At 69.7% G+C, this 26,326-nt stretch carries 21 protein-coding genes and 1 pseudogene; 12 read left to right on the forward strand and 10 right to left on the reverse strand.

What is annotated here, in order from left to right:
• The first annotated feature begins 133 nt into the window (after positions 1 to 133).
• The 4 genes from ACZ4U1_RS00590 (at position 134) to ACZ4U1_RS00605 (ending at position 3,478) form a co-directional block, all read left to right on the forward strand.
• Positions 134 to 1,216: a M20 family metallopeptidase gene (locus tag ACZ4U1_RS00590; protein WP_467900004.1), complete on the forward strand. Its 1,083-nt coding sequence runs from the start codon at positions 134 to 136 to the stop codon at positions 1,214 to 1,216.
• Complete coding sequence (locus ACZ4U1_RS00595; protein ID WP_467897775.1) at positions 1,213 to 1,980, forward strand: GNAT family N-acetyltransferase; 768 nt, start codon at positions 1,213 to 1,215, stop codon at positions 1,978 to 1,980. The genes ACZ4U1_RS00590 and ACZ4U1_RS00595 overlap by 4 nt, the downstream gene beginning before the upstream one ends.
• Positions 1,981 to 2,002: 22 nt before the next feature.
• Positions 2,003 to 3,112 (forward strand): o-succinylbenzoate synthase, encoded by a 1,110-nt coding sequence (gene menC, locus ACZ4U1_RS00600; RefSeq protein WP_467897777.1) that lies wholly within the window; start codon positions 2,003 to 2,005, stop codon positions 3,110 to 3,112.
• A 216-nt stretch (positions 3,113 to 3,328) separates the two neighbouring features.
• The gene (locus ACZ4U1_RS00605) at positions 3,329 to 3,478 is read left to right on the forward strand and encodes a hypothetical protein (RefSeq protein WP_467897780.1); all 150 of its coding nucleotides are present in this window, start codon (positions 3,329 to 3,331) and stop codon (positions 3,476 to 3,478) included.
• 552 nt (positions 3,479 to 4,030) lie between these two features.
• Here ACZ4U1_RS00605 and ACZ4U1_RS00610 read toward each other — a convergent pair.
• Positions 4,031 to 4,234, reverse strand: coding sequence for a cold-shock protein (locus ACZ4U1_RS00610; RefSeq protein WP_014670069.1), 204 nt, complete (start codon positions 4,232 to 4,234; stop codon positions 4,031 to 4,033).
• A 408-nt stretch (positions 4,235 to 4,642) separates the two neighbouring features.
• Between ACZ4U1_RS00610 and ACZ4U1_RS00615 the strand changes: the two genes are divergently transcribed.
• On the forward strand, positions 4,643 to 5,185 hold the full coding sequence (locus tag ACZ4U1_RS00615; RefSeq protein WP_467897782.1) for a dihydrofolate reductase family protein: 543 nt from the start codon (positions 4,643 to 4,645) through the stop codon (positions 5,183 to 5,185).
• Positions 5,186 to 5,495: 310 nt separating this feature from the next.
• Here ACZ4U1_RS00615 and ACZ4U1_RS00620 read toward each other — a convergent pair.
• From ACZ4U1_RS00620 to ACZ4U1_RS00640, 5 genes and pseudogenes are all read right to left on the reverse strand, one after another.
• A pseudogene (locus ACZ4U1_RS00620) lies at positions 5,496 to 5,687 on the reverse strand (hypothetical protein); the annotation flags it as partial.
• A gap of 84 nt (positions 5,688 to 5,771) precedes the next feature.
• Positions 5,772 to 7,304 carry an ABC transporter ATP-binding protein gene (locus tag ACZ4U1_RS00625; RefSeq protein WP_467897785.1) on the reverse strand — a complete coding sequence of 511 codons (1,533 nt, stop codon included), beginning with the start codon at positions 7,302 to 7,304 and terminating at the stop codon, positions 5,772 to 5,774.
• Entirely contained in the window at positions 7,301 to 8,155 is an 855-nt protein-coding gene (locus ACZ4U1_RS00630) for an ABC transporter permease (RefSeq protein ID WP_467897788.1), read from the reverse strand. Before ACZ4U1_RS00630 ends, ACZ4U1_RS00625 begins: the two co-directional genes overlap by 4 nt.
• A complete protein-coding gene (locus ACZ4U1_RS00635) occupies positions 8,152 to 9,156 on the reverse strand; it encodes an ABC transporter permease (RefSeq protein ID WP_467897790.1) in 1,005 nt (334 codons plus the stop codon). Before ACZ4U1_RS00635 ends, ACZ4U1_RS00630 begins: the two co-directional genes overlap by 4 nt.
• A complete protein-coding gene (locus tag ACZ4U1_RS00640; RefSeq protein WP_467897792.1) occupies positions 9,141 to 10,694 on the reverse strand; it encodes an ABC transporter substrate-binding protein in 1,554 nt (517 codons plus the stop codon). The genes ACZ4U1_RS00635 and ACZ4U1_RS00640 overlap by 16 nt, the downstream gene beginning before the upstream one ends.
• Before the next feature lie 321 nt (positions 10,695 to 11,015).
• On the opposite strand from ACZ4U1_RS00640, the gene ACZ4U1_RS00645 reads away from it, so the two are divergent.
• The 5 genes from ACZ4U1_RS00645 to ACZ4U1_RS00665 all read left to right on the forward strand — a co-directional run bounded on the left by ACZ4U1_RS00645 (position 11,016) and on the right by ACZ4U1_RS00665 (position 16,916).
• On the forward strand, positions 11,016 to 12,005 hold the full coding sequence (locus ACZ4U1_RS00645) for a TauD/TfdA family dioxygenase (protein WP_467897795.1): 990 nt from the start codon (positions 11,016 to 11,018) through the stop codon (positions 12,003 to 12,005).
• Positions 12,006 to 12,069: 64 nt separating this feature from the next.
• Complete coding sequence (locus tag ACZ4U1_RS00650; RefSeq protein WP_467897798.1) at positions 12,070 to 13,101, forward strand: ornithine cyclodeaminase family protein; 1,032 nt, start codon at positions 12,070 to 12,072, stop codon at positions 13,099 to 13,101.
• On the forward strand, positions 13,092 to 14,450 hold the full coding sequence (locus ACZ4U1_RS00655; protein WP_467897801.1) for an alanine racemase: 1,359 nt from the start codon (positions 13,092 to 13,094) through the stop codon (positions 14,448 to 14,450). The genes ACZ4U1_RS00650 and ACZ4U1_RS00655 overlap by 10 nt, the downstream gene beginning before the upstream one ends.
• A 28-nt stretch (positions 14,451 to 14,478) precedes the next feature.
• The gene (locus ACZ4U1_RS00660; protein WP_467897803.1) at positions 14,479 to 15,507 is read left to right on the forward strand and encodes a cysteine synthase family protein; all 1,029 of its coding nucleotides are present in this window, start codon (positions 14,479 to 14,481) and stop codon (positions 15,505 to 15,507) included.
• Between the two features lie 5 nt (positions 15,508 to 15,512).
• Entirely contained in the window at positions 15,513 to 16,916 is a 1,404-nt protein-coding gene (locus ACZ4U1_RS00665) for an MATE family efflux transporter (RefSeq protein WP_467897806.1), read from the forward strand.
• A 451-nt stretch (positions 16,917 to 17,367) separates the two neighbouring features.
• Here the strand turns inward: ACZ4U1_RS00665 and ACZ4U1_RS00670 are convergent, their stop codons facing one another.
• A complete protein-coding gene (locus tag ACZ4U1_RS00670; protein ID WP_467897807.1) occupies positions 17,368 to 18,783 on the reverse strand; it encodes a non-reducing end alpha-L-arabinofuranosidase family hydrolase in 1,416 nt (471 codons plus the stop codon).
• Between the two features lie 488 nt (positions 18,784 to 19,271).
• Positions 19,272 to 20,702 (reverse strand): glycoside hydrolase family 43 protein, encoded by a 1,431-nt coding sequence (locus ACZ4U1_RS00675; RefSeq protein ID WP_467897809.1) that lies wholly within the window; start codon positions 20,700 to 20,702, stop codon positions 19,272 to 19,274.
• A 465-nt stretch (positions 20,703 to 21,167) separates the two neighbouring features.
• Here ACZ4U1_RS00675 and ACZ4U1_RS00680 point away from each other — a divergent pair, with 465 nt between their 5' ends.
• Together ACZ4U1_RS00680 and ACZ4U1_RS00685 are read left to right on the forward strand one after the other, a co-directional pair.
• Complete coding sequence (locus ACZ4U1_RS00680) at positions 21,168 to 22,592, forward strand: family 43 glycosylhydrolase (RefSeq protein WP_467900006.1); 1,425 nt, start codon at positions 21,168 to 21,170, stop codon at positions 22,590 to 22,592.
• Between the two features lie 67 nt (positions 22,593 to 22,659).
• Complete coding sequence (locus ACZ4U1_RS00685; protein ID WP_467897811.1) at positions 22,660 to 24,969, forward strand: beta-L-arabinofuranosidase domain-containing protein; 2,310 nt, start codon at positions 22,660 to 22,662, stop codon at positions 24,967 to 24,969.
• 222 nt (positions 24,970 to 25,191) lie between these two features.
• Here ACZ4U1_RS00685 and ACZ4U1_RS00690 read toward each other — a convergent pair whose 3' ends face one another.
• Together ACZ4U1_RS00690 and ACZ4U1_RS00695 are read right to left on the reverse strand one after the other, a co-directional pair.
• Positions 25,192 to 25,527 (reverse strand): YnfA family protein, encoded by a 336-nt coding sequence (locus ACZ4U1_RS00690; protein WP_467897814.1) that lies wholly within the window; start codon positions 25,525 to 25,527, stop codon positions 25,192 to 25,194.
• Between the two features lie 36 nt (positions 25,528 to 25,563).
• A complete protein-coding gene (locus tag ACZ4U1_RS00695; RefSeq protein ID WP_467900008.1) occupies positions 25,564 to 26,316 on the reverse strand; it encodes a MerR family transcriptional regulator in 753 nt (250 codons plus the stop codon).
• Positions 26,317 to 26,326: the final 10 nt, after the last annotated feature.

Genomic DNA, 26,326 nt, shown 5'->3' on the forward strand with positions numbered 1-26,326 from the left:
GTTGTCACCGGGCCACCAACTCGGCCGTGGCCTGCATGCCTAGCGTGGCGTTGATCCCACCCTGGAGGACACACTCGTGCCGCACGACCACGCACCCCTCTCCGCACCAGCGGACCAGGCGGCCCTCGACGCCATGCTCGCAGACCTCGAAGAACTCGTGAACTGCGAGTCATTCTCCGCCGACCACGCGGCCGTCGCCCGCAGCGCCCAGGTGGTCGCCGCGCAGGGCAGCCGCCTGCTCTGCGCCCCGCCCCGCCTGCTGGACATCGGCGGCGTCACCCACGTCCAGTGGACCTTCGGCACGCCGCGCATCCTGCTGCTGGGCCATCACGACACCGTATGGCCGATCGGCTCCCTGGCCGCCCGTCCCTGGTCGGTGGAGGACGGCGTCGCCCGGGGCCCCGGCGTCTTCGACATGAAGGCCGGGCTGGTCCAGATGTTCCACGCTCTCGCCTCGCTGCCCTCGCTGGACGGCCTGTGCGTCCTCGTCACCGGTGACGAGGAGACCGGCTCGGCCACCTCCCGCGCGCTCATCGAGGACATCGCACGCCAGTGCTCAGCCACGTTCGTCCTGGAGCCCTCGGCGCCCGGCGGAGCCCTGAAGACCAGCCGCAAGGGCGTGTCCCTCTACGACATCACCGTCCAAGGCCGCGCCGCCCACTCCGGGCTGGAACCCGAGAAGGGCGTCAACGCCGCCACCGAACTGGCCCATCAGCTCCTCGCCGTGCGGGCCATCGCGGACACCGTCTCGGCCTCCACCGGCCTTGGAACGACCGTCACCCCCACGCTGATGTCGGCCGGCACGTCGAGCAACACCGTGCCCGCACGCGCCGAGTTGAGCGTGGACGTCCGCGTGCCCAACGCCGCGGCGCAGGAAGCTGTCGACCAGCTCATCAGGACCCTGCAGCCGCAGGTGCCGGGTGCCCGCCTGCAGATCGACGGCGGCCACAACCGGCCGCCCCTGGACCCGGGAGCGTCCGGGAAGCTGTTCGCCCTGGCCGCCGAACAGGCCGAACGGCTGGGCCTCGGCCCGCTGCGGCAGGCGGCCGTCGGCGGTGCCTCCGACGGCAATTACACCGCCGGAGCCGGCTGCCCCACGCTCGACGGCCTCGGCGCGGTAGGCGACGGCGCGCACGCCGACCACGAACACGTCGTCACCGCCACCATGCCGGCCCGCGCCCGGCTCCTGGCCCACCTCGTCGGAGCACTGCGATGAACGCACCCGTCATTCGCGAACTGCACACCATGGATGACTTCGACACCGTCGCCCTCCTGTACGCCGGCATCTGGGGCACCGAACCCGGCAACGGGCCCATCTCCGCGGAGATCATGCGGGCGCTGGCCCACGCCGGCAACTACGTCGCCGGAGCGTACGAGGACAACCAGCTGGTCGGAGCGTCCGTCGCCTTCTTCGGCGAACCCATAGGCGCCAGCCTCCACTCGCACATCACCGGCGCGACCATGGGGCGAGGCGTGGGCCTCGCCCTCAAGCTCCACCAACGGCAGTGGGCGCTCGCCCGCGGGCTGAAGCGCATCACCTGGACCTACGACCCCCTCATCCGCCGCAACGCCTACTTCAACCTGGTCAAACTCGGCGCCCGTCCCGAGGAGTACCTGGTCTCCTTCTACGGGGAGATGGAAGACGCCATCAACGGCGGGGACGACTCCGACCGCGTCCTGACCGCCTGGGACCTCACCGCGCCTGCGCCGCCCGAGCTGTCCGAACTCCCCGCCGACGCCGCCCACGGCCTGCGCGACCACGGAGGCCGGCCCGTGCCGGGGACGACCGATGCCCAGACCGTGCTCATCGACCTCCCCGACGACATCGAGGCCCTGCGCCGTACCGACCCCGGCGCCGCACGCGCCTGGCGGCTGGCCCTGCGACAGACCCTGGGCGGCCTTCTCAGCGAAGGCGCCCGCGTCACCGGCTTCCACGACCGCCGCCGTTACGTGGTCCAGCGCACCACATCCCTTTCCTGACATTCTGCGAAGGAGCCCCCTCATGAAGTCGAAGATCTCCGGAGTCGAGCTGCGCCGCATCGCGATGCCGCTCGTCGCCCCCTTCCGTACGTCCTTCGGCGTGGAGACCAGCCGTGATGTCCTGCTGGTCCGCGTCGTCACCGCCGACGGCGAAGGCTGGGCCGAATGTGCGGCCATGTCCGAGCCCCGCTACTGCTCCGAGTACGTCGACGGCGCCCAGGACGTCCTGCGCAAGTTCCTCATCCCCGCCCTGCCGAAGGACGGCGTGGACGCGAACGCGGTGGGACGGATCCTGGCACCCTTCACCGGCCACCACATGGCGAAGTCCGCGCTGGAGACAGCTGTGCTCGACGCCCAGCTCCGCAGCGCCGGCGAGTCCTTCGGCTCCTACCTCGGTGCCGCGCGCGACCGCGTTCCCTGCGGCGTGTCCGTCGGCATCATGGACTCGATCCCCGCACTCCTCGACGCCGTCGAGGGCTACATCGCCGAGGGCTACGTCCGGATCAAGCTGAAGATCGAGCCCGGTTGGGACGTCGAGCCGGTGCGTGCCGTACGCGAGCGCTTCGGTGACGACCTGCTCCTACAGGTCGACGCCAACGCCGCCTACACCCTCGTGGACTCCCAACAGCTCGCCAAGCTCGACGACTTCGGCCTGCTGCTGATCGAACAGCCCCTCGCCAACGACGACATGGTCCAGCACGCCCAGCTGGCCAAGCTGCTGCGCACCCCCGTCTGCCTGGACGAGTCCATCGAATCCGCCGCCGACGCCGCCGCGGCCATCTCCCTCGGCGCCTGCTCCGTCATCAACGTCAAGCCGGCCCGGGTCGGCGGTTACCTCGAAGCCCGCCGCATCCACGACCTCGCCCGCGCCCACGGCATCCCCGTCTGGTGCGGCGGCATGCTCGAGACCGGCATCGGCCGCGCCGCCAACGTCGCCCTCGCCGCGCTGCCCGGCTTCACCCTCCCCGGCGACACCTCCGGCTCCCGCCGCTACTTCGCCACCGACATCACCGAGCCGTTCGTCCTCAACGACGGCCACCTCGACGTTCCCACCGGCCCCGGCCTCGGCACCGAGCCGCTGCCGGACGTACTGGACGAGGTCACCACCTCCAGCGAATGGATCGCGCTGTAAGCACACCGAGGGCTGGGACGGCGGCCTGGCACAGTTGGCCTGCGGGACATGGATGAGGACCAAGACGTGTGTCCTGCCGCCCCCTTCATCGTCCGAGATGAATCCGTGGCCTGGCATTCAGTCCAGGCCACCAAGAACAACGGCCCTCGGACTTCCATATTCGAACCACCCCGACAAGGCGGCCAAGTCCAGCTGCGGCACCGTTCCGTACTACTCGTGACGGTCCCGTTACGGCACCGGTCCGCCACCGCGCGCGAAGCCCACACCGACAAGGTCCAGGCCGACCTCGCCCTGCCTGCCCGCCCCCAGCGGACCACCCACCGCGGCGGCGGGCAGGTTTCGCCCGGGCCCTGGCGCGACCGCTGAGTACGGCCCGCCCGGCAGCCTGCGCATCGAGCGGGTCCGACTTCCCTGCCAGACGGCGGGCTGTGCGGTCGGGCCGGTTTACTTCGTACCCCTGGACGTGCTGGGCCAGCAGGTCGCGGTACAGGCCCGCTCCGAAGGTGCCGGTGCCCTCCACACCGGCCCGGCGCATCGTCCCCAGTTTGCGGGCCCAGACGCGCAGCCGGCGGTAGCCGGTCGCCGTGGCCAGGAAGGACTCGGTGCCCAGGACCCTCCCCAGCGGGGAGACCATCACCGCGGGCGCGGGGTCGACTCGCCCGACCCGAACCGGAAGGTAGTCCTCGGCCCGACTCCGCCACCGCGTCATCGCTGTCGGCGGTCGAACCGCCGCAGTCCGCCTCCGTCCGGCACTGCCCTGTCACCTGCCTGGCGCCGTCGTACCGGCAGTTTCGCGCGCTGTTCCTGCCATCGGCTTGTTGGGACACGCGAGACACCGATCGGCTCTGGCCCGCTGACCAGTGCGGCAGACGGTAAGGGCCCGGCGTCCCGAAGCCGGGCCCTTACCGAGGCGCGCGATCAGGCGGGGCGGATGTTCTCCGCCTGCGGGCCCTTCTGGCCCTGCGTGACGTCGAACTCGACCTTCTGGCCCTCCTGCAGCTCGCGGTAACCCTGGCTGGCGATGTTGGAGTAGTGGGCGAAGACGTCGGGGCCGCCGCCCTCCTGCTCGATGAAGCCGAAGCCCTTCTCGCTGTTGAACCACTTCACAGTGCCCTTGGCCATGGCTGTCTCCTTCGAGGGAAACCGGGCACGCACCCTGCGCGACCGGGAGGTGATCGCCCTGGTCCGGAGAGGCGCTGAACAGCAAGAACGCCCGTGATGGCGATCACGGGCGAACGGAACTTCGGAACCACGACTGCTGATCACAACGCTATAACGGCATGACGGAAGCCGCTAGTGCGGGTGACCACAAACGATCACCGGATTGGTCACGCAGCCCGGGACCGGGGACGACCCCGCGTGTCGTTCACTCCGTACCCGGGCACGTTCCCGACGCTGCGCGACCAGCACATCCGGATGCCGGTTGTTCGCGTTGGGCCACTGCAGATACGCATGCAACTCCCACCGTCGCCTCCCCACCGGCCGAACTATGATTCGGCCTCGGGCCTCCAAAATCCTTGGAGAAGACGCATGAGCGATGTGAGCATCGGCACCGGCAAAGTGGTCGTGAACAGGGCGATGTCGCTGGACGGGTTCATCGCCGGTCCTGGCCACGCGATGGACTGGATCTTCGAGTACCTGACTGCGGACACGTTCCCGGAGGTCATGGCGGCCACGGGCGCCATGCTCATCGGACGGGGCACATACGAGGTCGCCAAGCGTATGGCCGACCAGGACACCACCTACGACGGGGGAGCACAGTTCGTCCTCACCCACGAGCCTCCCGACGAGCCGGACCCTACCGTCACGTTCCTCACCTGTGACATTGAGGAAGCCGTTGCCACGGCACGCAGCGCCGCGGGCGGCAAGAACCTGGAGATCCTCGGTGCTGACGTGGCCGCCCAGTGCCTGCAGCGCGGGCTCGTCGACGAGATCCTGGTGTATGTCCTACCGGTGCTACTCGGCGACGGTGTCCGCTTCTCGCCCCCAAGCCTCGACAGGATCAACCTGGAACCTTTCAGCAATACCCAGTCGGGCGCCGTCACGATGCTCCGCTTCCGCGTGCCAAAGTAGGCGGTGGGGGCGGCCCAGCGGTGTTGGCGTTCTGATCGGACGCGGGAGCGTTCGCGGCGTTGCTGCAGTCCCAACCGGATGACCGCTATCGCCGCCGCCGTCCTCACCCTGGAGTGGCAACGCTGAAAGAGCTCACCCCGAGCTCACGCGCCCACCCAATAGGCAGGCCGTAGCCGGACGCGGTGGCAGGAAAGCCCGCGGTGCCGAACACCCCGGTGCGTGTCCACGCCCAGGACAGCCTGCCCTGCGGTCCGCGGCAACGGGTACCTCACAGGAGCGGTGAGCGTGCTGGTCATGTATTGGCAGGGCCCTAACGGGCCACACCCACAGGCTCGGTACGGCCACGCACCGTCCCATACCCGAAGATCGGCACATCCGATAAGTACTCAGCAGCAGTCGCAGCCCGGCCCTGCCAGGCGTCGCGGTCTTCCTCGACGGCGATGGCGGCGATGGCGGCGATCACGAGGGCGGCGATCGGGTCGGCCCAGGTCCAGCCGAGGGTGATGGGCACTGGCCCGAAGCCCAGCCTCGTCCTGGGCCCCTGCACCAGGGTGAGGCTCACTGCAGAGCGGCCACAACCACATGGTCAGCCGCCGAGCAGGGTTCCCGTGGCCAGTGCCGCGGTGACGGGGTGGGACGGTGAGGTGAACAGCCGTGCGGTGGGTCCCGACTCGACCACCTGCCCCTCGGACATCACGATCAGGGTGTCCGTGCGGTCGGCGACCAGGCGCAGGTCGTGGCTGACCAGGACGAGGGACAGACCGCGCCGGTCACGCAGATCCGTCAGAAGGTCCATGACGGCGACGGTGGTGTCCGCGTCGAGGGCTGAGGTGACCTCGTCGCAGAACAGCACATCCGGGTCGGCCGCCAGGGCGCGGGCTATGGCGACGCGTTGGCGCTGTCCGCCGGAGAGTTCGTGGGGGTAGCGGTCGGCGAATGCGGCGGGCAGGCCGACCTGGTCCAGGAGTGCCACAACGCGGTGGGGAACCTCGGCTCGTTTGGCCCGGCGGTGCAGCAGCAGCGGGCGGCGCAGAGTGGCCCCGACGGTGCGGCTGGGGTTGAGAGTGCCCAGGGGGTTCTGCGGCACGAGTTGGAGGCGGCGGCGCTGGTCGCGCGAGCGGCGGTGTGCCGTGGGGGCGAGGCGGGTGCCGTCGAGGCTGACGGTGCCGGCGGAGGCGCGGTGCAGGCCGACGAGGGTGCGCAGCAGCGTCGTCTTGCCGGAACCGGAGGCGCCGACGACGCCGAGGCTGCTTCCTGCGGCGAGGGTGAGGTCGATGCCGTGCAGCACGGGGACGCGACGGCCGCGGTGGAGGTGGGCGGCGTGCAGGCCGGACGCGGTGAGCGTGGGCGAGCCGTCGTGCGGTGCCTGCTCGCGCGGCTGCGGTGCGGGGCGCGCGTTTTCCCTCAGGCGTGGGCCGGTCAGGTCTACGACGTCGTCAGCGAGCCGGGTGACCAGGTCGGGGTCGTGGCAGGACAGGCCGATGGCTATGCGGTGGCTTTCCGCGAGGTGGCGCAGGAGGTCGGCGATCTCGTCGCGCAGAGCCGGGTCGAGTCCGGCCGTGGGTTCGTCGAGGAGGAGGACGGCGGGGCGGCGGGCCAGGGCGCGGGCGAGCGCGACCCGGCGTTGCTGACCGCCCGACAGAGCGCCGATACGGCGGTCGGGCAGGCCGTTGTCGGTGAGCAGCCGTACCTCGGCGAGCTGGGCCCGGATCGCCTCGGGGCTCTTGTCCACGGCGACCTCGGCGAGCAGACGGCGCACCTTCATGCGGGGGTTGAGAGCGGAGCCGGGGTCCTGGCCGACGTAGGCGAGGCGGTGGTGGCGCAGCGTGCGCAGGGCCGCTGCCGGGAGGGCGAGGGGGTCTTGGCCGAGGACGGTGACGCTGCCCGTGGTGCGCTCGGTGCCCGGGGGCAGGGTGCCTGTCACGGCTCGCAGCAGTGTGGTCTTGCCGCAGCCGGAGGGGCCGACGACGGCGGTGATGCGGCCGGAGGCCAGTTCGAGGTCGGCCCGGTCGAGCAGGAGGCGGCCGTTCGGAGCGGTGACGGTCAGGTCGGAGACACGCACCGCGTTCTCTCCGTCGGCCGTGTGGCTGTCGGAGTACCAGTGGGGCATGTGGTTCACAGCGTGGGCACCGCCTTCCGGCCGGTTGCGGGGACGAGGGCGGCGGCCGCCAGGTTGACGCTCATGGCGAGCAGGCCGATGGCGATGCTGGGGGCGAGGACGGCCCAGGGGTTGAGGACGATGCCGGCGGAGTTCTCGCGGATCATCAATGCCCAGTCGGCAGCGGGTGGTTGAGGGCCGACCTGGAGGAAGCCGGCGGTGGCGACGAGGTAGACGGCGGCCACGAACCGCAGCCCGAACAGTGCCAGCAGGGTGGCCCGCAGGTTGGGCAGCACCTCCCGGACCACCAGGTACCCGAGTCGCTCGCCGCCGACGGCCGCCGCCTCCACGTACCCGGAGGCCGCCACGGGTGCGGCGGCCCCGGCGACCAGCCGCACCGCGTAGGGGACGCCGAGGACGATGGACGCGGTGACGACGGCGAGGCGTCCGCCGTCCGGCCAGGACAGGGTGACCAGCAGGATGCCGAGCACGGCGGGCAGCAGCATCAGCACGTCGGCGGTGCGTTCGACGATCCGTCCGACGGCCGGGCGCAGCGCGCTGACCGCGCCGAGCACGGCGGCCACCGCGGTGACCAGGATGGCGACGAGGAGTGAGGTGACGACGAGTTCTCGACCTCCGGCGAGTACGCGGCTGAGCACGTCGCGGCCCAGTTGGTCGCCGCCGAGCGGGGCGTCACCGCCGGGTTCCGCGTACGGGGCGACAAGGGGGGCGTCGATGGTGTGCGGGGCGAGCCAGGGTCCGGCCAGGGCGAGGGCGGTGAGCAGCAGGGCCGGGAGCACCTGAAGGACGACCCGGCGGCGGGCTCGGTGCACGGGCGGGGTCGTCTTCGCGGGGGTGGTGGTCGCGGTCATGTGCGGCCTCCCGAGGCCCAGGCGCGTACGAGGTCGGCGAGGAGCAGCACACCTGTGATGACGGATCCGGTGACGGCGACGACCCCGGTGATGACGGGGCTGTCCCGGTCGGCGACGGCTCCGGCGAGGACGGAGCCGATGCCGGGGTAGTTGAAGATGGTCTCCACCACGACCGCGCCGCCCAGCAGCATGCCGGTGGAGGTGGCGATGCCGGCCGCGATGGTGGGCAGGGCGCCGGGCAGCAGATGGTAGGTGAGGATCCGACGGCGGGACAGTCCGTCGAGTACGGCGGTGTCGATGTGCGGGGCCTTCGCCTCGTCGGCGAGCGCGGCCCGCACGATCCGTACGTTCCAGCCGATCTGCGGGATGGCCAGGGCGAGGACGGGCAGGACGAGCATCCGCCACGAGGCGGGCGAGCCGTCGGCGTCGGTGAGAGTGACGGCGGGCAGCCAGTCGGTCCGCAGCGCGAGGACGAGGACGAGGGCGACCGCGACGACGAACTCGGGCAGCGCGAGGATGCCGGTGGCGCTCGCGGACACCACCCGGTCGACCGTCCCGCCGGGCCGGGCAGCCGCCCAGCAGCCGAGCGCGACCGAGGCGAGGAGGGTCACCAGCAGCGCGAGCCCGCCGAGCAGCAGGGTGTTGGGGAACGGGTGGGCGAGCAGGTCCGCGACCGGTTCCCCACGTGCGGAGGTTCCGAGGTCGCCGGTGGGCAGGCCGGTCATCCAGTCCCGGAACCGTTCCGCCACCGGCCGGTCCAGGCCGAGCAGATGGCGCCGCGCGGCGAGGTCGGCCGCGCTCTCTCCGCGTTCGGAGGTGGCGTGGGCGGCGTCGCCAGGAAGCAGTTCGACGGCGGTGAAGACTGCGGCGAGGAGCACGGCCAGCAGCAGGATCCGGCGCGCGAGCACACCGGCCGCGTACAGGGCCGTACGCATGACAGCTGGACCCGGCAGCGGCCCGGAGGCCGCGGCCGGTTCGTCCCGGATCAGCGAGTCAGCCATGCCTGCTCGAGCTGGACGCGCCCGTAGCCGGGCAGGGTGGGCAGGTTGCGCACGGCCGAGACGGCGAGGTCGATGCCGTCGGCCATGCCCCACAGCACGTAGCCGGACTCGTCGTACTCGATCCGCTGGAGCTCGTGCAGCACCTTGGCGCGCTCCCCCGCGCCCTTGGTCGCCATCGCCTTCTTGTACGCGGCGTCGAATTCCTTGTTCTTCCAACCGGCCTCGTTCTGGCCGGAGTCGGACACCATGGTCTTGCTGGCGAAGAACACCACGGAGTCGTTGGTGCCCCAGTACGTGGTGTACAGGTCGCCCTTGAGCCAGGTCTTCTCCCAGAACGTGGCCGACTCCTGCTTGACCACCTCCACCTTGACCCCGGCCTCGCGGACCTGGGAGGCGAACAGCGTGGCGGACTCGGCGAGGCCCGCGATGTCCTCGGTGGTGAGCAGCGTGTAGGTCTTCGACGTGTCGAAGCCGGCTTCCTTCAGCAGCTGCCTGGCCTTGGCGAGGTCGCGCCGGCGCTGCGGGATGTCCTTGGCGAAGGCGGGGTCGCCGGTACCGAGGATGTCGTTGGCGACCGTGCCGTAGCCGGACAGCACCTGCTTGACCATCGCCTCGCGGTCCGCGGCCAGGCGCAGCGCCTCACGCACTTTCGCGTCCGCGAACGGTCCGTCGGCCGTGCGCATGACGATCGGCATCGCCATGTCGTTGGGGCGGCGCACGATCTGGATGTCGTCGCGCTTCTCGGCCGTACGGGCCGCGACCGCTCCGACGTTGGAGGCGACGTCGATCTGTCCGCCGAGCAGGGCGTTGGCCATCGCCTGCGGGCTTTCGAAGATCTTGACCTCGATGGCGTCGAGGTGGACGTCGCCGCCGTACCAGTCGTCGTTGCGGACCAGGCGGGCGTTGCCCGAGCGGAACCAGTCCAGCTTGAACGGGCCGGTGCCAGGTGCCTTGCCGAGGTCCTTGTCCGCGGTGTCCTTCTTCAGGACGAACGTCGTCAGGCGGGTCAGCAGGGGCAGTTCCGCGTTGGCGTAGTCGGACACCAGGACCACGGTGTCGTCGCCCTCGGCCTTGATGTTCTCCGGCTTGATGCCCGGCAGGCGGGACGCGCCGGAGGGGGTGTTGCGCAGCCGCTTCAGCGACCAGACGACGTCCTCGGCGGTGACCGGAGTGCCGTCGTGGAACTTCGCGCCCTTGGCGAGAGTGAAGCGCCAGGTCTTCAAGTCGTCCGACGCCCGCCAGTTGGCGGCGAGGCGGGGAACGGTGTTCGGCTTGGTCCCGGGGACGGTGAGGGTGTCGTAGATCAGCGAGATGATCAGGTAGTCGCTCTCGTTGGCCTGGGTGCCGTGCGGATCACGGGTGATGGCCGACGCTCGGCCCAGCGCGCCCACCCGCAGAGTGCCGCCACGGCGAGGCTTCTCGCTCGCCTTCGCCGACGACTTGGCCGAGTTCTCGTCACCACCCCCGCAGGCGGCGAGGAGCGCGGCCGCGCCTATTCCGCCACCGGCCCACAGCACCTGGCGTCTGTTCAGGTTCACGTCGTACGACCTCGTTCCACTCGTGCGGGGCACATTGCTTAGGTTTGCCTATCCTAAGAAGATCCTGTGTGCAAGGCTCGCCGAGGGCTTCCCCGCTCTCTGCCGGCGCGTCAGATCGGCGCACGGATGCACGCAACGGCTCACGGAGGGCGGGCAGTTCACCACAGAAGCACGGCAGGTTAGTAAGGCTTGCCTTACCTAACTACGGCTGATACGTTCCGCAGCGACCGCCGAGCCGACCCACAGCAAACTCACAGGTCCGCGTTCCGAGCTCCACCGCACCCGCACCCCGCACCCACGCCCGAAAGGGATGTCTGCGCCATGCCCACAGGAGCCGCACCCGTACGACAGCTCGCCCCGCACGACGTCGAGGAGCTGACCGAGACCGCCCACAAGATCCTTGCCGAGTCAGGCAGTTCGGCCGCACGGCCCGAAGTGCTCCGCCGGGTCGCGAGGTCCGCCACCCGCCTCAGGGAAACGATTCGTCAGGCGTGTCGCCCGGTCGACACCGACGACGGCCTGTACGTCCTGCGCGGCCTGCCCGTCGACGACGGCGGAATCGGTCCCACGCCCGGCAGTTGGGCCACGGCCGGTGACCGCGCCGCCGCCTGGGACGTGATCCTGCTGCTACTCGCTACGGCCATGGGCCACCCGATCGCCTGGGACGGGCAGCAGGAAGGCCGCTTCGTGCACAACATCGTGCCCGCGCCCGGCCACGAGGACGAGCAGACCGGCGCGAGCAGCACGGTGCTGCTCAGCCCGCACACCGAGGACGCCTTTCACCCCGGCCGCGCCCACCTGCTGCTGCTCGCCTGCATGCGCAACCACGACGCCGTCGCCACCACCGCCGCCAGCATCCGCAAGGTCCGCCTCGCTCCCGACGATGTCGCGCTGCTGTCGCGCCCGGTGCTGCCGATCCTCCCCGACGACGCCTACGCGGAGGCACAGGGCTTCGCGGGCGAGCCGCCGAGGGTTCCTGTCCTGTGGCACACCGAGGCCGGCCCGACCCTGCGCTACGACCCCGCCTACACCCCGCTCGACGAGGCACCCGCCGACTACCGTGCCGCCTACGACCGGCTGACTGCCGAACTGGAACGCGTCTCGGTGGCCGTCGTCCTGGAGCCCGGCGACGTCCTGGTCGTCGACAACGACCAGGTCGTGCATGGCCGGGTCGCGTTCAAGGCCCGCTACGACGGCACCGACCGCTGGCTCAAGCGTGCCTCGGTGCGCGTCCCCGGCCGCCGCAGCCGCCCCCTCGCCGAGGCGGACGAGCACGGCTACGGGCAGGCCGCGATCGTGGCCGTCGTCTGATTCCCGTCAACATCCTCTGCACCGCACTTTCTGGTCCGAATCCCCCGGCATGAAGGGAACAGCCGTGACCGGCACCTCCGCACGCACGGACGCAACCCCGGTCGACATATCCGCGGACGACAAGGCCCTGCGCATCCTGAGCACCAGCGACCTCGCGGGCATCGACATCTCGCTGGCCGACGTGGTCGACGTGGTCGAGCAGGCGTACCGCACCCTCGCCGACGGCAAGTCCGCCAACCCGCGCAAGCTCACCGTCAAGCCCGAGGACGGCCACTCCGTCTCGTACGCCATGCTCGGCCGCGACGGTGTCCGCGAGGTCGTCGCGATCAAGACGTCCTACAAGCACGGCCTGGACCGCTCGCGCGACGAGCAGCACTACTACACGACCCTGACGATCTACGACGACATCACCGGACTGCCGGTCGCGATGATGGACTGCGGCCGCATCGGCTCGCTGCGCACCCCGGCCGTCTCGGCGCTGCTGGCCCGCGAGTGCGCGCCGCCCAGCAGCCGCAGCGCGCTCGTCATCGGCACCGGGACCCAGGGCCGGCTGGCCCTGCCGTTCCTGCTCACCACACTGCCGGACCTGGATCGGCTCATGGTGTACGGCACCCACCCCGACGGACTGACCGCGGTCCGCGAACGGCTCCACCACTACTTCCCCGAGCGGGAGGTGGAGGTCGTGTACGACGTACGGGCCGCCGCGGCCGACGCCGACATCGTGGTCGCCACCGCGGGCCGGCACACCCCGGCGGCCGTGGAGTCCGACGACCTGAAGCCGGGCGCCCTGTCGATCCTGGTGGGCCACGGCATAGCACCCTCGACGCTGCAGCGGGCGGACCGGGTCGTCGCGACCAGCGAGGCCCAGATGAAGGTCACCGGCACCGACATGGCCGACGCCGACGGCAACTTCCCCGCCGTGGACGCCGAGTTCCCCGAGGTCATCGCGGGCCGGACCGAGGGCCGGCGCTCCGCCGACGAGCGGATCTTCGCCTACAACAGCGGCCTGGTCGTCACCGACATCGCGCTCGGGCACCGCTTCGCACAGCTGGCCATCGAGCAGGGCCTGGGAACGCGGGCGCGGCTGTGGCAGTGACGTCCCACACCACGTGTGCTCCGCCGCTGCCCGCCCATCCGGATCCGCGTCTCGACGCGATCCTCGGCAGCGGACTGCCGCACGAGCTGTCGTACGCGCTCGGCGGCCCGTTCCACCTGCTGCTGCCAGACCGCTTCGACGCCAACACGGCTTCCTTCGCACACGTGTTGACCGAAGCCGGTGTCGAAGGCCAGGTGTACTACGCGAAGAAGGCCAACAAGGCCGCCGCCTGGATGGACCGCTGCGCCTTGTCCGGCACGGGCGTGGACGTGGCCAGCGCGGGCGAGCTGCGTGACGCGCTCGCACACGGCGTGCGCGGCGAGAACATCGTGATCACCGGGCCCGCCAAAGCCGAGGGCCTCCTGCGGGTCGCCGTCCTGCAGGGCTGCCTGATCGCCGTCGACGCGCTCGACGAACTGGAACGCGTCATCGCGCAGGCGCAGGCCACGGCACGCCCGGCACGTGTGCTGTTGCGGAGGCTGCCACCGGCCCAGCCGCACAGCCGCTTCGGGCTGGACGACCAGGAGCTGACCTCCGCCCTCACCCGGTGCGCCGAGGCCGGCGAGACGATCGCGATGGAGGGCTTCTCCTTCCATCTGTCCGGCTACGACACACATGCGCGCGCCGAGCTGGCGGGCGACCTGGTCGACACCTGCCTCAAGGCGCGGGTCCTCGGGCTGCGCGCGGACCGGATCAGCATCGGCGGCGGCTTCGCCGTCGACTACACCGCCGCGGAGCACTGGGATCACTTCCTGAAGGAGCAGCGGCCCGACCACTACCACGCGGGCAGATCCTTCACCGCGTCCGACTTCTACCCGTACCACTCGCCGGTGGCAGGCCCCGACGCCTTGCGCGCCGTCCTCACCACCAACCGTCTGGCCGGGCGACTGCGCGAGGCGGGCGTGATGCTGCTCCTCGAACCCGGCCGGGCGCTCCTCGACCGGGCCGGCTGCACGGTGTTCCGCGTGCAGGGTGTCAAGGACCGGCCCGGATACGGCATCGTCACCGTGGACGGAAGCAGCCTCAGCCTGTCCGAGCAGTGGTTCAACAGCGAGTACCTGCCGGATCCGGTACTGCTGCCCGCACCCGCCGCAGGGGAAACGGCCGAGCCGTACGTGGCCTGCGTCGGTGGCGCCACCTGCCTGGAGTCCGACATGCTCACCTGGCGGAAGGTGCGCTTCCCCATCCGCCCGGCCGCAGGGGACCTGCTGGTCTACCCCAACACCGCCGGCTACCAGATGGACTCCAACGAGTCCCCCTTCCACGAGCTTCCGCTCCCCCCGAAGGTCGTCCTCGACACCGCCGGCGGTATGACCCGCTGGCGGTTCGACCGCCATCCACTCGCCTGACTCTCTCCCCGGAACCTGGAGCCATCCGATGGACAAGGCGCTCTCGCGTCCCGCCGTGGTCAGCCGTGTCTCCGACCTCATAGGCCACACCCCGCTCTTCGAAGTGTGCCGCACCGGCACCGGCAGCCGACTCCTGCTCAAACTCGAACAGTTCAACCCCACCGGCACCGCGAAGATCCGCATGGCCCGGCAGATGGTCCTCGACGCCGAGGAACGCGGCCTGCTACGCCCAGGCGGCCGTATCGTCGAGTCCACCTCCGGCAACACCGGCCTCGGCCTCGCCGTGATCGCGGCCGAGCGCGGCTACACCTTCACCGCGGTCGTCGACCACCATGCCGCCGCCGACAAACTGCGCGGCATGAAGGCGCTCGGCGCCGAACTCGTCTACGTCGCCGACGAGGGGGACGAGGAACTGGCCACAGCCGCCCGCGAGGAGTTCGCCGAGAAACTGGCGGCCGAGAGCGACAACGCCTACTTCACCGAACAGCACAACAACCCCGCCAACGGCGATGGTTACCGGCCCGTGGCGCACGAGCTCGACGCCGCGCTCGACGGTCGAATCGACATCCTGATAGGCGCTGTGGGAACCGGCGGCGGCCTCTTCGGAACCGGTGGGGAATTGCGCAAGACCGTGCCCGGGGTGCGGATCGTCGGTGTCGAGCCGAAGGGGTCGATCGCCTTCGGACCGCCCGCCCACGACTACTACCAGTCCGGCACGGGCACCCCCGAGGGCGCCACCATAGGCGCCATGGTCGACTACGACCTGCTGGACGAGGGCGTCAAGGTCGGCGACATCGAGGCGTTCGCCACCGCGCGCGTGCTGGCCCGCCGTACCGGTCTCCTCATCGGCGGCTCCGCGGGCGGAGTCGTGTACGAGGCGCTGACCCGGATGTCCGCCCTCGCCCCGGGCACGACTATGGTCGCGCTGGTCAACGACGGAGGCGAGAAGTACATGGACACCGTCTTCAACGACGACTGGATGAACGCCCGCCATCTCATCGACCCGGCCGTCGAGCGTGAAATCGACGAGCTCCTGACCAAACTCCGTGAGAACTGACACCGATGCCGACACCGCTCACCACCCTGCTCCGGGACAGCCGCGCCCTGGCCACCCTGGCGGTACCACTCGCCCTGACCCAGCTCGCCCAGGTCGCCCTCACCACCACCGACACGGTGATGATGGGCCTGATGGGCGCCGAGGCGCTGGCCGGCGGCGGCCTGGCGATGGTCATCTTCAACCAGCTGCGCACCATGGGCGTCGGCCTGGTCACCGCGGTCGGCAACCAGGTGTCCGCCGCCTCCGCCCGCGCCGACGAGGACGAGGAACTCACCGAGGCGGCGCAGGAGGAGGTCCGGGACGTGGTCCGTGCCGCGCTGGCGCTGGCCACCCTGGCCGGTGTCCTCGGCGCCCTCGTCATCCTGCTGACCGGCCGGGCCGTGGCCTACCTCGGCCAGGACCCGGAGGTGGTGGACACGGCCTGGCCGGTGCTGCTCGCCCTCGCCCCCGGACTGATCCCCTGCCTGTGGTTCCAGGCGATCCGCCAGTTCACCGTCGGCATGCGCCGCCCCCAGGCCCTGCTCCAGATCACCATCGCCTCCGTCGCCGTCAACGTGACCCTCAACTGGGCACTGATACACGGCACTTGGGTCCTCCCGGAGCTGGGCCTGCCCGGCATCGGCATCTCCACCTCGCTCGTCTACCTGCTGACCTGCCTCGCCCTGTACACCTCCGCCCGCCGCGATCCCCGGCTCACCCCGCTGCTGGACATCCGGATCTGGAAGGCCCGCCCGGCCACCCTGCGCCGGCTGACCGGCCTGGGCATGCCCATCGCCGCCACCTACGGCTCCGAAGCGGGCTTCTTCTCCGTCGTCGCCCTGCTGATCGGCACCTTCGGCAGCGCCGCCCTGGCCGCCCACACCGCCGTCAACCAGGTCATCTACATCGTCTTCCAGATCGCGGTCGGCCTGTCGCACGCCGCGTCCCTCAACGTCAGCCGCGAACTCGCCCTGGACCGGATCGACGCGGCCCGGCGCATCAAGAACACCGCGCTGACGTGCGCGGCGGCCGTGATGGCCGTGGTCGGCGTCGTCTACCTCACCGTGCCCAGCCTGGTCCTGCGCCCGTTCCTCGACCCGTCCTCCGCCGACGGGCACAGCGCGACCGACATCGCCACCCACCTGCTGCTCGTCGCGGCCGTCCTGCAGTTCTTCGACTGCACCCAGAACATCGGCGTCGGACTGCTACGCGGCCTGGACGACACCAAGAGCGGCTTCCGTATCACGCTCGTCGGCTACTGGCTGATCGGCCTGCCCGCAGCCTGGCTCTTCGGCCACCTCGCCGGCCTGGAGACCGAAGGCGTCTGGCTCGGCCTCCTCACCGGCCTCGCCACCACCGCCCTGCTCCTGCTGCGCCGCTACCACCAGGCCCTGACCCTGCGCACGGCCGAACAGTCAGCCGCCGCCTGAAGCTCACCGCTTCACCGACCCCACACCTTCGAACCGGCCCGCCTCGGCCTCCTGCCGCAATCGACCATGACTGGCTGGGGGCGAGTCCGGGGTCGCGTAGGCGAGCAGTTCGGGCCCGGGGTACGTGCGGGCGATTGCGGCGTCACCTGAGCTCGACGGAGTACGCGGCGCCGGGAAACTCCCATCCGTCGGTGCCTTCACCGATGTCCGCCACGATGACGTCGTCGATGAAGTGGTCCTCGAACTCGTCGTCGGCGAGCTCGCCGGCCAGCCAACGCGCTGGTCACAGATCTGTTTTCCGGGGCCCCGCTCGAGCGCGTTCCCGTCTTCGTCGCCGAAGGGCCCACGTCGCCGCTTTGCTCGGCCGACCTCCTGTGGACGTGGACATGCGCAAGAGGGCAACCCCAGCCGACGTGCGGCTGGGGTTCCTCGAGCCGTGGGTTCGGGCAGGTCAGCGCTGCAGGGTCAGCAGGCCCGGCCGGTAGGGCAGTTGCACGTAGGGGGTGTTCGGCGGGGTGTTGGGGGACAGGCCCTGGTAGAGCAACTGCAGGTTGCAGGGGTCGATGGTCATGGTCTGGTCGGGGTTGTTGCGGACCAGGTCACCGTGGCTGATGTCGTTGGTCCAGGTGGCACCGCTGTTGGCCTTGCCCGCGAAGGGGTTGCTCTCGGTGGCGGCCTGCGGGGTCCACGGACCGTTCAGGCTGGAGGCCGTGAACGAGCGGAAGAAGCGCTGCTCGGTCGCACCCCGAGCCTCAACGATCATGAGGTACTGGTTCCGGCCCTGGACCTTGTAGACCTCCGGCGCCTCGAACAGGTTCTTCACCGTGTCGCTCATGACCGTCGTGTACGACGAGCCGAAGCTGGCCGGGAAGTTCCCGATCGGCATGGTCGACTTGTAGATGCTGCCGTTGTCACCGGCGAAGAACAGGTACATGTTCTGGTCGTCGGCGATCATGGTCGGGTCGATCGGGCCGCCGGTGGGCAGGCTGCCGGTGAACAGCGGCTGCGGCGCGGACCAGCCGTTGGGGTTGGTGGGGTCGCTCGACGTGCGGTAGACGAAGGGCCAGTTGGTACCCCACCCGTTCGAGGCCAGCACCCAGATGTTCTTGGGCGCGAAGTAGAACAGTTTGGGCGCCACCGCGGACTGGCTCATGCCGGTCTGTCCGGCCGTGGCCATGTCGGACCAGTTCGTGAAGGGACTGAACCCCATTGATTTCCACGACGATCCGTCAGAGGCGGTCGCGTAGACCAGGTGCTTGCCGTTGTACGTCACGGTGGTGAAGTCCTTCAGCGAGGCCCACCCGTTCGCCGGCTGCGCCAGGGGACCCGTCGAGGTCCACCGGTACGTCGACGGCAGAGCACACGTGCCGCCCGGCGGCGCGGACAGGCCGGTCCACTTCTGGCCGCTGCCGCCGTTGCAGTTCCAAAGCTGCACTGGCGTGCCGTTGGCCGTGCCGCCGCCGCTGACGTCCAGGCACAGCCCGGACTCCACGCCGACGACCGTGCCGTCGGAGTTCACCCGCCACTGCTGGTTCGCACCGCCGGAACAGGTCCAGATCTGCACCCGGGTACCGGCGGTCGTGGCGTGGCCCGGAACGTCCAGGCACTTGTTGCCGTACACGGTGAGCTGGTTGCTGTCCGTCAGCGTCCACTGCTGGTTGGTCCCGCCGTGGCAGTCCCAGATCTGCAGGTTCGTGCCGTCGGCCTGGCCGGCGCCCGGCACATCGAGGCACCGGCCGGAACCGACACCGCGCAAGGCGCCGCTGGAAGCCGCCTGAGCCGGGTTGGCGACGAGTGCCGCCGCCGAAGCGACCAGGGCCGCGAGCACCATCGACAGATGTCTGCGGCTGAAGATACGTCTGTGCATGGGGTCCTCATTCCTTGAGTAAGTGCTTCCGGTTGGCGGTGGGTGGCTTCCGCGACGCCACGGCGGGGGCGGACAGGTCAGGCCCAGGGGCCGACCACGGCCAGGGACGATGGCAAAGGTGGCGTTCTGCTTGACAGCCGTGGCGCTGGAGGACGTCACCGGGTCGAGGTGGCAAGTAGGTGTCGCCGAACCTGATGATGTTCGGGTCGGCGGTGAGCCCTGGCAGGACCGGGCTCCTCATGACGGCCTGGGTGTTCTGCTCGGCGGACGGGTTCCCGGGGGCGCAGGGGCGGATACGGCCGGGCCGCCGAAGCCCCACAGCGGCGAGGCGATGGCCACGGTGGCCGGAGCGGCCGGCCGGAATGTCCGGCGGCCGGGAAGTCTCACGCTGTGCATGGGTCACCTCCCTGAAGAAGACATGGCTGTGGCGAGGCGGGTTCGGGAGTCGGGGTCGCCCTGAGGGCGCCGGAATGCCTGTCGGCGTCGGGTCAGCTCGTCACGCGGAAGGTGGCGTCGCTGCGGGCCGTCGCGGTGGTGATCGGGTCGAGGCGGAGTTGGTAGGCGTAGTGGCGGATGTAGCGGTCGGGGTGGTTGTACGACTGGAAGGACGACCAGCTCGAGTCGGCGAGCCCGGCGACCTGGCGGAAGGTGGCGTCGGCGGCGAACTGGGTGGTGCCATCGTTGTAGGCCAGCTGGAAGTCGAAACCGGAGTGCCGCAGGAAGTAGCCGGGGTAGTTCACCGACTCGTAGGAGACAGTGCCGGAGCCCGCCAGGCCGGACCTCAGCCGGAACTGGGCGTCCGGGCCGGTGATGTTCTGGTCGATGCGCACGTCGAAGTCGGCGTGCCGCACGTACCGGTCCTGGAAGTTGTACGACTGGAGCCGCTGGGCCGGGGTGTTGGGCCAGCGGGCGAGCACGCGGCCCTCCTCGGCGGCCGTCAGGGTCAGGATCGAGCCGTGACGCTTCTTCGTGCCGCCCATGCTGTAGCTTCCCGACGCCGGAAGCTTGTAGGTGCTGGAGGCGGAGGGGTCGGTCGTCGTGACCGGCATGTACCCGCGGCCGGAGGCGTACTGGTCGAGGTAGAGGGTCCACTCGTTGCGGTCCCGGAACTTCATCCACATCGGGCCCTCGACCTGGGAACCGGTCAGGCCGATGCCGGAGAGGTTGCCCAGGTTCGTCCACGTACCGAGGATCGAGTTGCTGCCTTCGAGGGTGATCTGGCCGTCGCCGGAGGCTCGTACGTAGCGGTAGCTGCCGACGCCGGCCGGCAGCTCGACGATCTGGGTGTCGATGATTTCCTGGGTGCCGGGGCGCTCGATGTAGATCTGCGGGGTGGTGATGGTGCGGAAGTCGCGGGTGTGGGCGGAGTAGATGCGGTGCTTCTTCACGCCGCTGACTGGCTTGTTCGTCGCCCAGTACAGGACGTAGTCGTTGGTGGCCGGGTTCCAGATCGCCTCTGGCGCCCATGCGTTGCGCCCGTCGGGGATCGCCCCGGCGACATTGAGCAGCCACGGCTCGGACCAGGTGACCAAGTCCGTCGACTCCCACACCACAAGGCTGCGGCTGCCGTTGTCAATGGCGGTGTCCCAGTCCTGCCCGCAGCCGATGCACAGGTCGGTCGCGATGATCCAGTACTTGTCGCCGCCCGGGGAGCGGACCAGTGCGGGGTCGCGCACGCCGCGGGTGCCCACCGTTGACCGCAGGGTCATCCCGCCGCCGTTGAGATCACGCCAGTTGAGGCCGTCCGTGCTGTACGAGAAGTAGATCTGCTGCCCGGTCGCCCCCTCACCGATGAAGTGCGCCATCAGGTAACCCGGGTCGGCAGCGGCCGCCCGGTCCGGTGTGATCAGGACCTGGCCGGTGAAGAGGAGGCACGCGGCGAGCAATATCGCCGACAGCCGGGCACGAAGCACGGACATGCACATCTCCTGTCGTTCTGCCGTGGTGACGGCGGGGCCGGACGATGCGGTGGGCTGATCCGAGCGCGGGTGGTCGCTGCGCAGCAGGACGGTTGGCGGTTTCCCGGCGACGGCTGTTGCGCTCGGCGGCGTTCCCTCCCGGTGGTCGGCCGGGGGCAGCCTCCGCAGCCAACTCGCTGTCCCGCCAGCCGAGTTGTGCGACATATCGAATGGTGTTCGTAAGATCGCGCAGACAATAGGTGGGAGAAACAGGGTGCGTCAATACATCCGACGTGACCGAGCTCGGGCGCCGAAACCTCCGTCTCCGCCACCGTCGAGACCTCGGACCGCCTTTTGTGACGCAAGCGTTGACCCGGGCAGGTGCAGGATCTATGTTCTGGCCGAGTTTGCGAACGGCGTTCGAAATACCGGCAGCAGAGGGAGTATTCCGTGAGACCTGCGCTCACCCGTCGAACGGTCCTCGGCATGATCACCGGCTCGGCCGCCGCCACCGTCACCGGTGTCTCGGCCGGTACCGCCCACGCCGCCGTGCCCGCGTCACCCGGTGTCACGTACACGAACACCATCGCCGAGCAGCGGGCCGACCCGCACATCCACAAACACACGGACGGCTTCTACTACTTCACCGCCACGGTCCCTGCGTACGACCGGATCGTGCTGCGCCGGGCCACCACGATCCAGGGGCTCGCATCGGCTCCCGAGACGACCCTCTGGACGAAGCACTCCACCGGTGTGATGGGCGCCCACATCTGGGCTCCGGAGATCCACTTCATCGACGGCAAGTGGTACATCTACTTCGCCGCCGGCGCCGCGAACGACATCTGGAGAATCCGGCCGTACGTCCTGGAGTGCACCGCCGCGAACCCGATCACGGGAAGCTGGACGGAGAAGGGGCCTATCGCGCTACCGCTGGACACCTTCTCCCTTGACGCGACGACCTTCGTCGTGAACGGCACCCGCTATCTCGCCTGGGCTCAACACGACCCGGCCGTCGGCACCGGCACCAACCTCTACATCGCGCGGATGTCCAGCCCATGGACCATCACCGGCACACCGGTCATGATCAGCCGGCCGACCGCCTCGTGGGAGACCGCCGGAGGTCAGACGGTCAACGAGGGCCCGGCTGTGATCCAGCGGGGCGGCAAGGTCTTCATGACCTTCTCGGCCGGCGCCACCGACGCCAACTACTGCATGGGCCTGCTCACCGCGTCCGCCTCGGCCGACCTGCTGAGCGCGTCGTCGTGGGCGAAGACCGCGAACCCGGTCTTCGCCAGCTACGCCGCCACCAGCCAGTACGGCCCCGGGCACAACCAGTTCACGGTCTCCGAGGACGGCAAGTCGGACATCCTCGTCTACCACGACCGCGGCTACAAGGACATCAGCGGTGACCCTCTCCGGGACCCAAACCGTCGCACCCGCGTCCAGAAGATCTACTGGAAGGCCGACGGCACACCCGACTTCGGCATCCCGGTCGCCGACGGACTCACCCCGATCCGGCTCTCCTCGTACAACGTCCCCGACCGGTTCATCCGGCACTGGGAGTACCGCGCCAGGATCGAGCCGAACGTCTCGCCGCTGTCCGACTCGCAGTTCCGTGTGGTCACCGGTCTCGCCGGCACCGGCACCGTCTCCCTGGAGTCGGCGAACTTCCCCGGCTACTTCCTGCGCCACAAGAACTACGAGGTGTGGCTAGAGAAGAACGACGGGACGTCGCTGTTCGCCGGTGACGCCTCCTTCACGGCCCGGGCCGGCCTCACGGACTCCGCCGGCGTCTCGTACGAGTCGTACAACCTCCCGGGCCGCTACATCCGCCACTACGACTACCTGCTGCGGGTCCAGGCCCTCAGCACGGCAACCGACCGGGCCGACGCCACCTTCTCCACCCAGTGAGCCACAACTGCGGCCTGTTACCCCTCGGGCAGCTTCGACGGACTCTCTCGTCACGAAAGGGTGCAAGATGTCTTCCTCCGTCAGCAGACGGCGCCTCCTGCAGGTAGCCGGGGCCACCGCCGCCGCCTCTGCCACCGGATCCTTGATCGGCAGTTCTCCCGCCCACGCGGCCCTCCCCCCAGCAAGGGCCGACATCGGGGTCTCCGCGCACCCCTTCGAGCTCGGCCAGGTCCGGCTCACCGCAAGCCGGTGGCTGGACAACCAGGACCGTACGCGGAACTACCTGCGGTTCGTCGATGTCGACCGGCTGCTGTACAACTTCCGCGCCAACCACCGGCTGTCCACCAACGACGCGGCTGCCAACGGCGGCTGGGACGCACCGGACTTCCCCTTCCGCACCCACGTCCAAGGGCACTTCCTCACGGCATGGGCACAGCTGTACGCCGTGACCGGGGACACCACGTGCCGGGACAAGGCGAACCACATGGTTGCGGAGCTGGCCAAGTGCCAGGCCAACAACAGCGCCGCCGGTTTCAACGCCGGGTACCTCTCCGGCTACCCCGAGTCCGACTTCACCGCTCTCGAGCAGCGGACCCTGAGCAACGGCAACGTGCCGTACTACACCATCCACAAGACCCTCGCCGGTCTGCTGGACGTATGGCGCCACATCGGCAGCACACAAGCCCGGGAGGTGCTGCTCGCCCTGGCGGGATGGGTCGACTGGCGCACCGGCCGGCTGAGCAGCCAGCAGATGCAGACCATGCTGGGCACCGAGTTCGGCGGCATGAACGCCGTGCTGACCGATCTCTACCAGCAGACCGGCGACGCACGGTGGCTCACCGTCGCCCGGCGGTTCGACCACGCCGCGGTGTTCGACCCCCTGGCGTCCAACCAGGACCAGCTGAGCGGACTGCACGCCAACACCCAGGTACCCAAGTGGATCGGGGCCGCCCGGGAGTACAAGGCCACCGGCACGACCCGCTACCGGGACATCGCCACCAACGCCTGGAACCTCACCGTCAACGCGCACACCTACGCCATAGGCGGCAACAGCCAGGCGGAGCACTTCCGCGCCCCGAACGCCATCGCCGGCTACCTGAACAAGGACACATGCGAAAGCTGCAACACCATCAACATGCTCACCCTCACCCGCGAACTGTTCGCCCTGGACCCGAACCGAGCCGAGCTGTTCGACTACTACGAGCGGGCGTGGCTGAACCAGATCATCGGCCAGCAGAACCCGGCCGACAACCACGGCCACGTCACCTACTTCACCCCGCTCAATCCGGGAGGCCGACGCGGTGTGGGCCCGGCGTGGGGCGGCGGCACCTGGAGCACCGACTACGGCACCTTCTGGTGCTGTCAGGGCACGGGCCTGGAGATACACACCAGGCTGATGGACTCCCTCTACTTCCGCAGCGACAACACGCTGATCGTGAACCTGTTCGTGCCCTCGGTGCTCAACTGGTCGGAGCGCGGAATCACGGTCACCCAGACCACGTCGTATCCGAACAGCGACACCACGACCCTACAAGTCACCGGCAACGTCAGCGGAACCTGGGCGATGCGCATCCGCATCCCGAGCTGGACCACTGGGGCCACTGTGAGCGTCAACGGCACAGTGCAGAACATCGCCACCACGCCCGGCAGCTACGCCACCCTGAACCGCTCGTGGGCCTCCGGCGACACGGTCACCGTCCGCCTGCCCATGCGGATCGTCATGCGAGCGGCCAACGACAACCCGGACGTCGCCGCGATCACCTACGGCCCGGTGGTCCTGTCCGGCAACTACGGTGACTCCTCGCTCAGCTCTCTCCCGTCACTGGACACGTCCTCGATCAGACGGACCAGCAGCGGTTCGCTCGCTTTCACCGCCATCGCCAACGGCTCGACCGTCGACCTGGGTCCGTTCCACGACGCGCACGGCCACAACTACACCGTCTACTGGGACACCAGCGGCAGAACCGTCCGTCTCGCCAACGTGGGCAGCGGTCTCGTGCTGGGCATCCAGAACATGTCCACGGCCGACGGTGGCCGCGCGCTGCAGTGGCCCGACTCGGGCACCGCCGACCACGACTGGCACGTGATCACAGACGGCGACGCGGTCCGCTTCCGCAATGCCCACAGCGGCAAGGTGCTCGGCGTCCAGGGCATGTCCACGGCAGACGGCGCGACCGTCCTGCAGTGGTCGGACAACGGCACCGCCGACCACAAGTGGACGCTGCTCGACCAGGGAGACGGGACCTACAAGATCCGCAACGTGCACAGCGGCAAGTTGCTGGCCATCGCGAACAACTCCACCGCTGTCGGCGCGTTCGCGGTCCAGGACTCGGACCATGGCACTGCCGACAACCGGTGGCGCATGTTGAGGGACTAAGAGGGCATCTGATCTGGGGGGGTTGGTGTTCTGGGATGTTTGTGTGACCGCGTTGGCGGCCGTTGCACCGTGTGTGAGTGATCGCCGTCCGTACCGCAGCGATGTATCCGATGCCCGCTGGTACGGCAGCCCGAGTGCACGACCTGCTACGTGACAAGACCCGCCAAGCCCACGGCCGCAACGTCGAGCCGACCGCTGCCGTGGTCGACGCCCAGAGCGGCGTCATTGGCCCCGCGGCGCGTACATGATCACAGCCATGCCGATGAGGCAGACAACCGCTCCGGTCAGGTCCCAGCGGTCCGGGCGGAAACCGTCGGCGATCACGCCCCAGGCCAGTGACCCCGCGACGAAGACACCACCGTAGGCGGCGAGAATGCGGCCGAAGTTCGCGTCCGGCTGCAGGGTGGCGACGAAGCCGTAGATGCCGAGGGCGATGACACCCAGCCCGATCCAGGCGACACCCTTGTGTTCTCGGATGCCCTGCCACACCAGCCAGGCACCGCCGATCTCGAACAGAGCGGCGGCGAGGAACAGGACGACGGATCGGGCGACGAGCATGGCGGTGGAGTCTCTTCTCTGGGTGGAGCGGGAGGGTCAGCAGGTAGGTCTGAAGAGTTCGGCGAGCATGGCGGCGCCTTCTGCGGGTGCGCGGACCTCTAGACGGAGTGTGCGGCCGTCGAGGCGGATACGGAAATCGTAAAACGGACAACATTGCTGTTCGGCGGCGGCGAGCTCGGTGACAGTGCCCGCTCGATCGATGGGCAGGGTGAGACTCAGACCGTCATCGATGGGTTCGGCGGTGGCCCCCGCCAGAGCCTCGTGCCAGCGCCTCGTGCGCTCGCCCAGTGCGTCGGCGGTCAGGGCGCAGGACACCGGGGAGGAGCGCCATCGAGGCGTGGCGTCGGTGGGAGGGGCGGTGGCCAGGGTCTCGATCGGCTGAGCCTGCGCCGGGGCGGCGAGGAAGTCGCAGGCGGGATCGCAGGGGCCGGACCGGACAGGGAGCCCGTCGAGGTGCTCGACCGCTCGGCGCAGAGTGGTGACGAACGTGCCCAGGTCGGCGATATGCCGCTCGGCGTCGTCGATGCGCGCGTGCAGCCGTGCACGCAGTTCCGTCTTGACGTCTGCGCAGGCCCCGTCGTCGCGCACCTTCAGAAGCTCGGCGATCTCCTCCAGGGGCAGGCCGAGCTGCTTCGCGGTGTTGATGAAGGAGAGCCGCTCCACGGCATCGTCGTCGTAGATCCGGTATCCAGAGGCGGTTCGGCCGGCCCGGAGCAGACCTGCGGTCTCGTAGAACCGCAGCGTGCTGGCCCGCACGCCCGTGCGCTCGGCCAGCTGGGAGATCAGCATGGTGCTCACA

Source organism: Streptomyces sp. NPDC028928 (genome assembly GCF_055564915.1).

What these genes read in the sequence shown, in the direction of transcription:
- ACZ4U1_RS00590 (WP_467900004.1), top strand. Translation starts at nt 134, where the DNA reads ATGCTCGCAGACCTCGAAGAACTCGTGAACTGCGAGTCATTCTCCGCC.
- ACZ4U1_RS00595 (WP_467897775.1), top strand. Translation starts at nt 1,213, where the DNA reads ATGAACGCACCCGTCATTCGCGAACTGCACACCATGGATGACTTCGAC.
- menC (WP_467897777.1), top strand. Translation starts at nt 2,003, where the DNA reads ATGAAGTCGAAGATCTCCGGAGTCGAGCTGCGCCGCATCGCGATGCCG.
- ACZ4U1_RS00610 (WP_014670069.1), bottom strand. Translation starts at nt 4,234, where the DNA reads ATGGCCAAGGGCACTGTGAAGTGGTTCAACAGCGAGAAGGGCTTCGGC.
- ACZ4U1_RS00615 (WP_467897782.1), top strand. Translation starts at nt 4,643, where the DNA reads ATGAGCGATGTGAGCATCGGCACCGGCAAAGTGGTCGTGAACAGGGCG.
- ACZ4U1_RS00630 (WP_467897788.1), bottom strand. Translation starts at nt 8,155, where the DNA reads ATGACCGCGACCACCACCCCCGCGAAGACGACCCCGCCCGTGCACCGA.
- ACZ4U1_RS00635 (WP_467897790.1), bottom strand. Translation starts at nt 9,156, where the DNA reads ATGGCTGACTCGCTGATCCGGGACGAACCGGCCGCGGCCTCCGGGCCG.
- ACZ4U1_RS00645 (WP_467897795.1), top strand. Translation starts at nt 11,016, where the DNA reads ATGCCCACAGGAGCCGCACCCGTACGACAGCTCGCCCCGCACGACGTC.
- ACZ4U1_RS00660 (WP_467897803.1), top strand. Translation starts at nt 14,479, where the DNA reads ATGGACAAGGCGCTCTCGCGTCCCGCCGTGGTCAGCCGTGTCTCCGAC.
- ACZ4U1_RS00665 (WP_467897806.1), top strand. Translation starts at nt 15,513, where the DNA reads ATGCCGACACCGCTCACCACCCTGCTCCGGGACAGCCGCGCCCTGGCC.
- ACZ4U1_RS00670 (WP_467897807.1), bottom strand. Translation starts at nt 18,783, where the DNA reads ATGCACAGACGTATCTTCAGCCGCAGACATCTGTCGATGGTGCTCGCG.
- ACZ4U1_RS00675 (WP_467897809.1), bottom strand. Translation starts at nt 20,702, where the DNA reads ATGTCCGTGCTTCGTGCCCGGCTGTCGGCGATATTGCTCGCCGCGTGC.
- ACZ4U1_RS00680 (WP_467900006.1), top strand. Translation starts at nt 21,168, where the DNA reads ATGATCACCGGCTCGGCCGCCGCCACCGTCACCGGTGTCTCGGCCGGT.
- ACZ4U1_RS00685 (WP_467897811.1), top strand. Translation starts at nt 22,660, where the DNA reads ATGTCTTCCTCCGTCAGCAGACGGCGCCTCCTGCAGGTAGCCGGGGCC.
- ACZ4U1_RS00690 (WP_467897814.1), bottom strand. Translation starts at nt 25,527, where the DNA reads ATGCTCGTCGCCCGATCCGTCGTCCTGTTCCTCGCCGCCGCTCTGTTC.
- ACZ4U1_RS00695 (WP_467900008.1), bottom strand. Translation starts at nt 26,316, where the DNA reads ATGCTGATCTCCCAGCTGGCCGAGCGCACGGGCGTGCGGGCCAGCACG.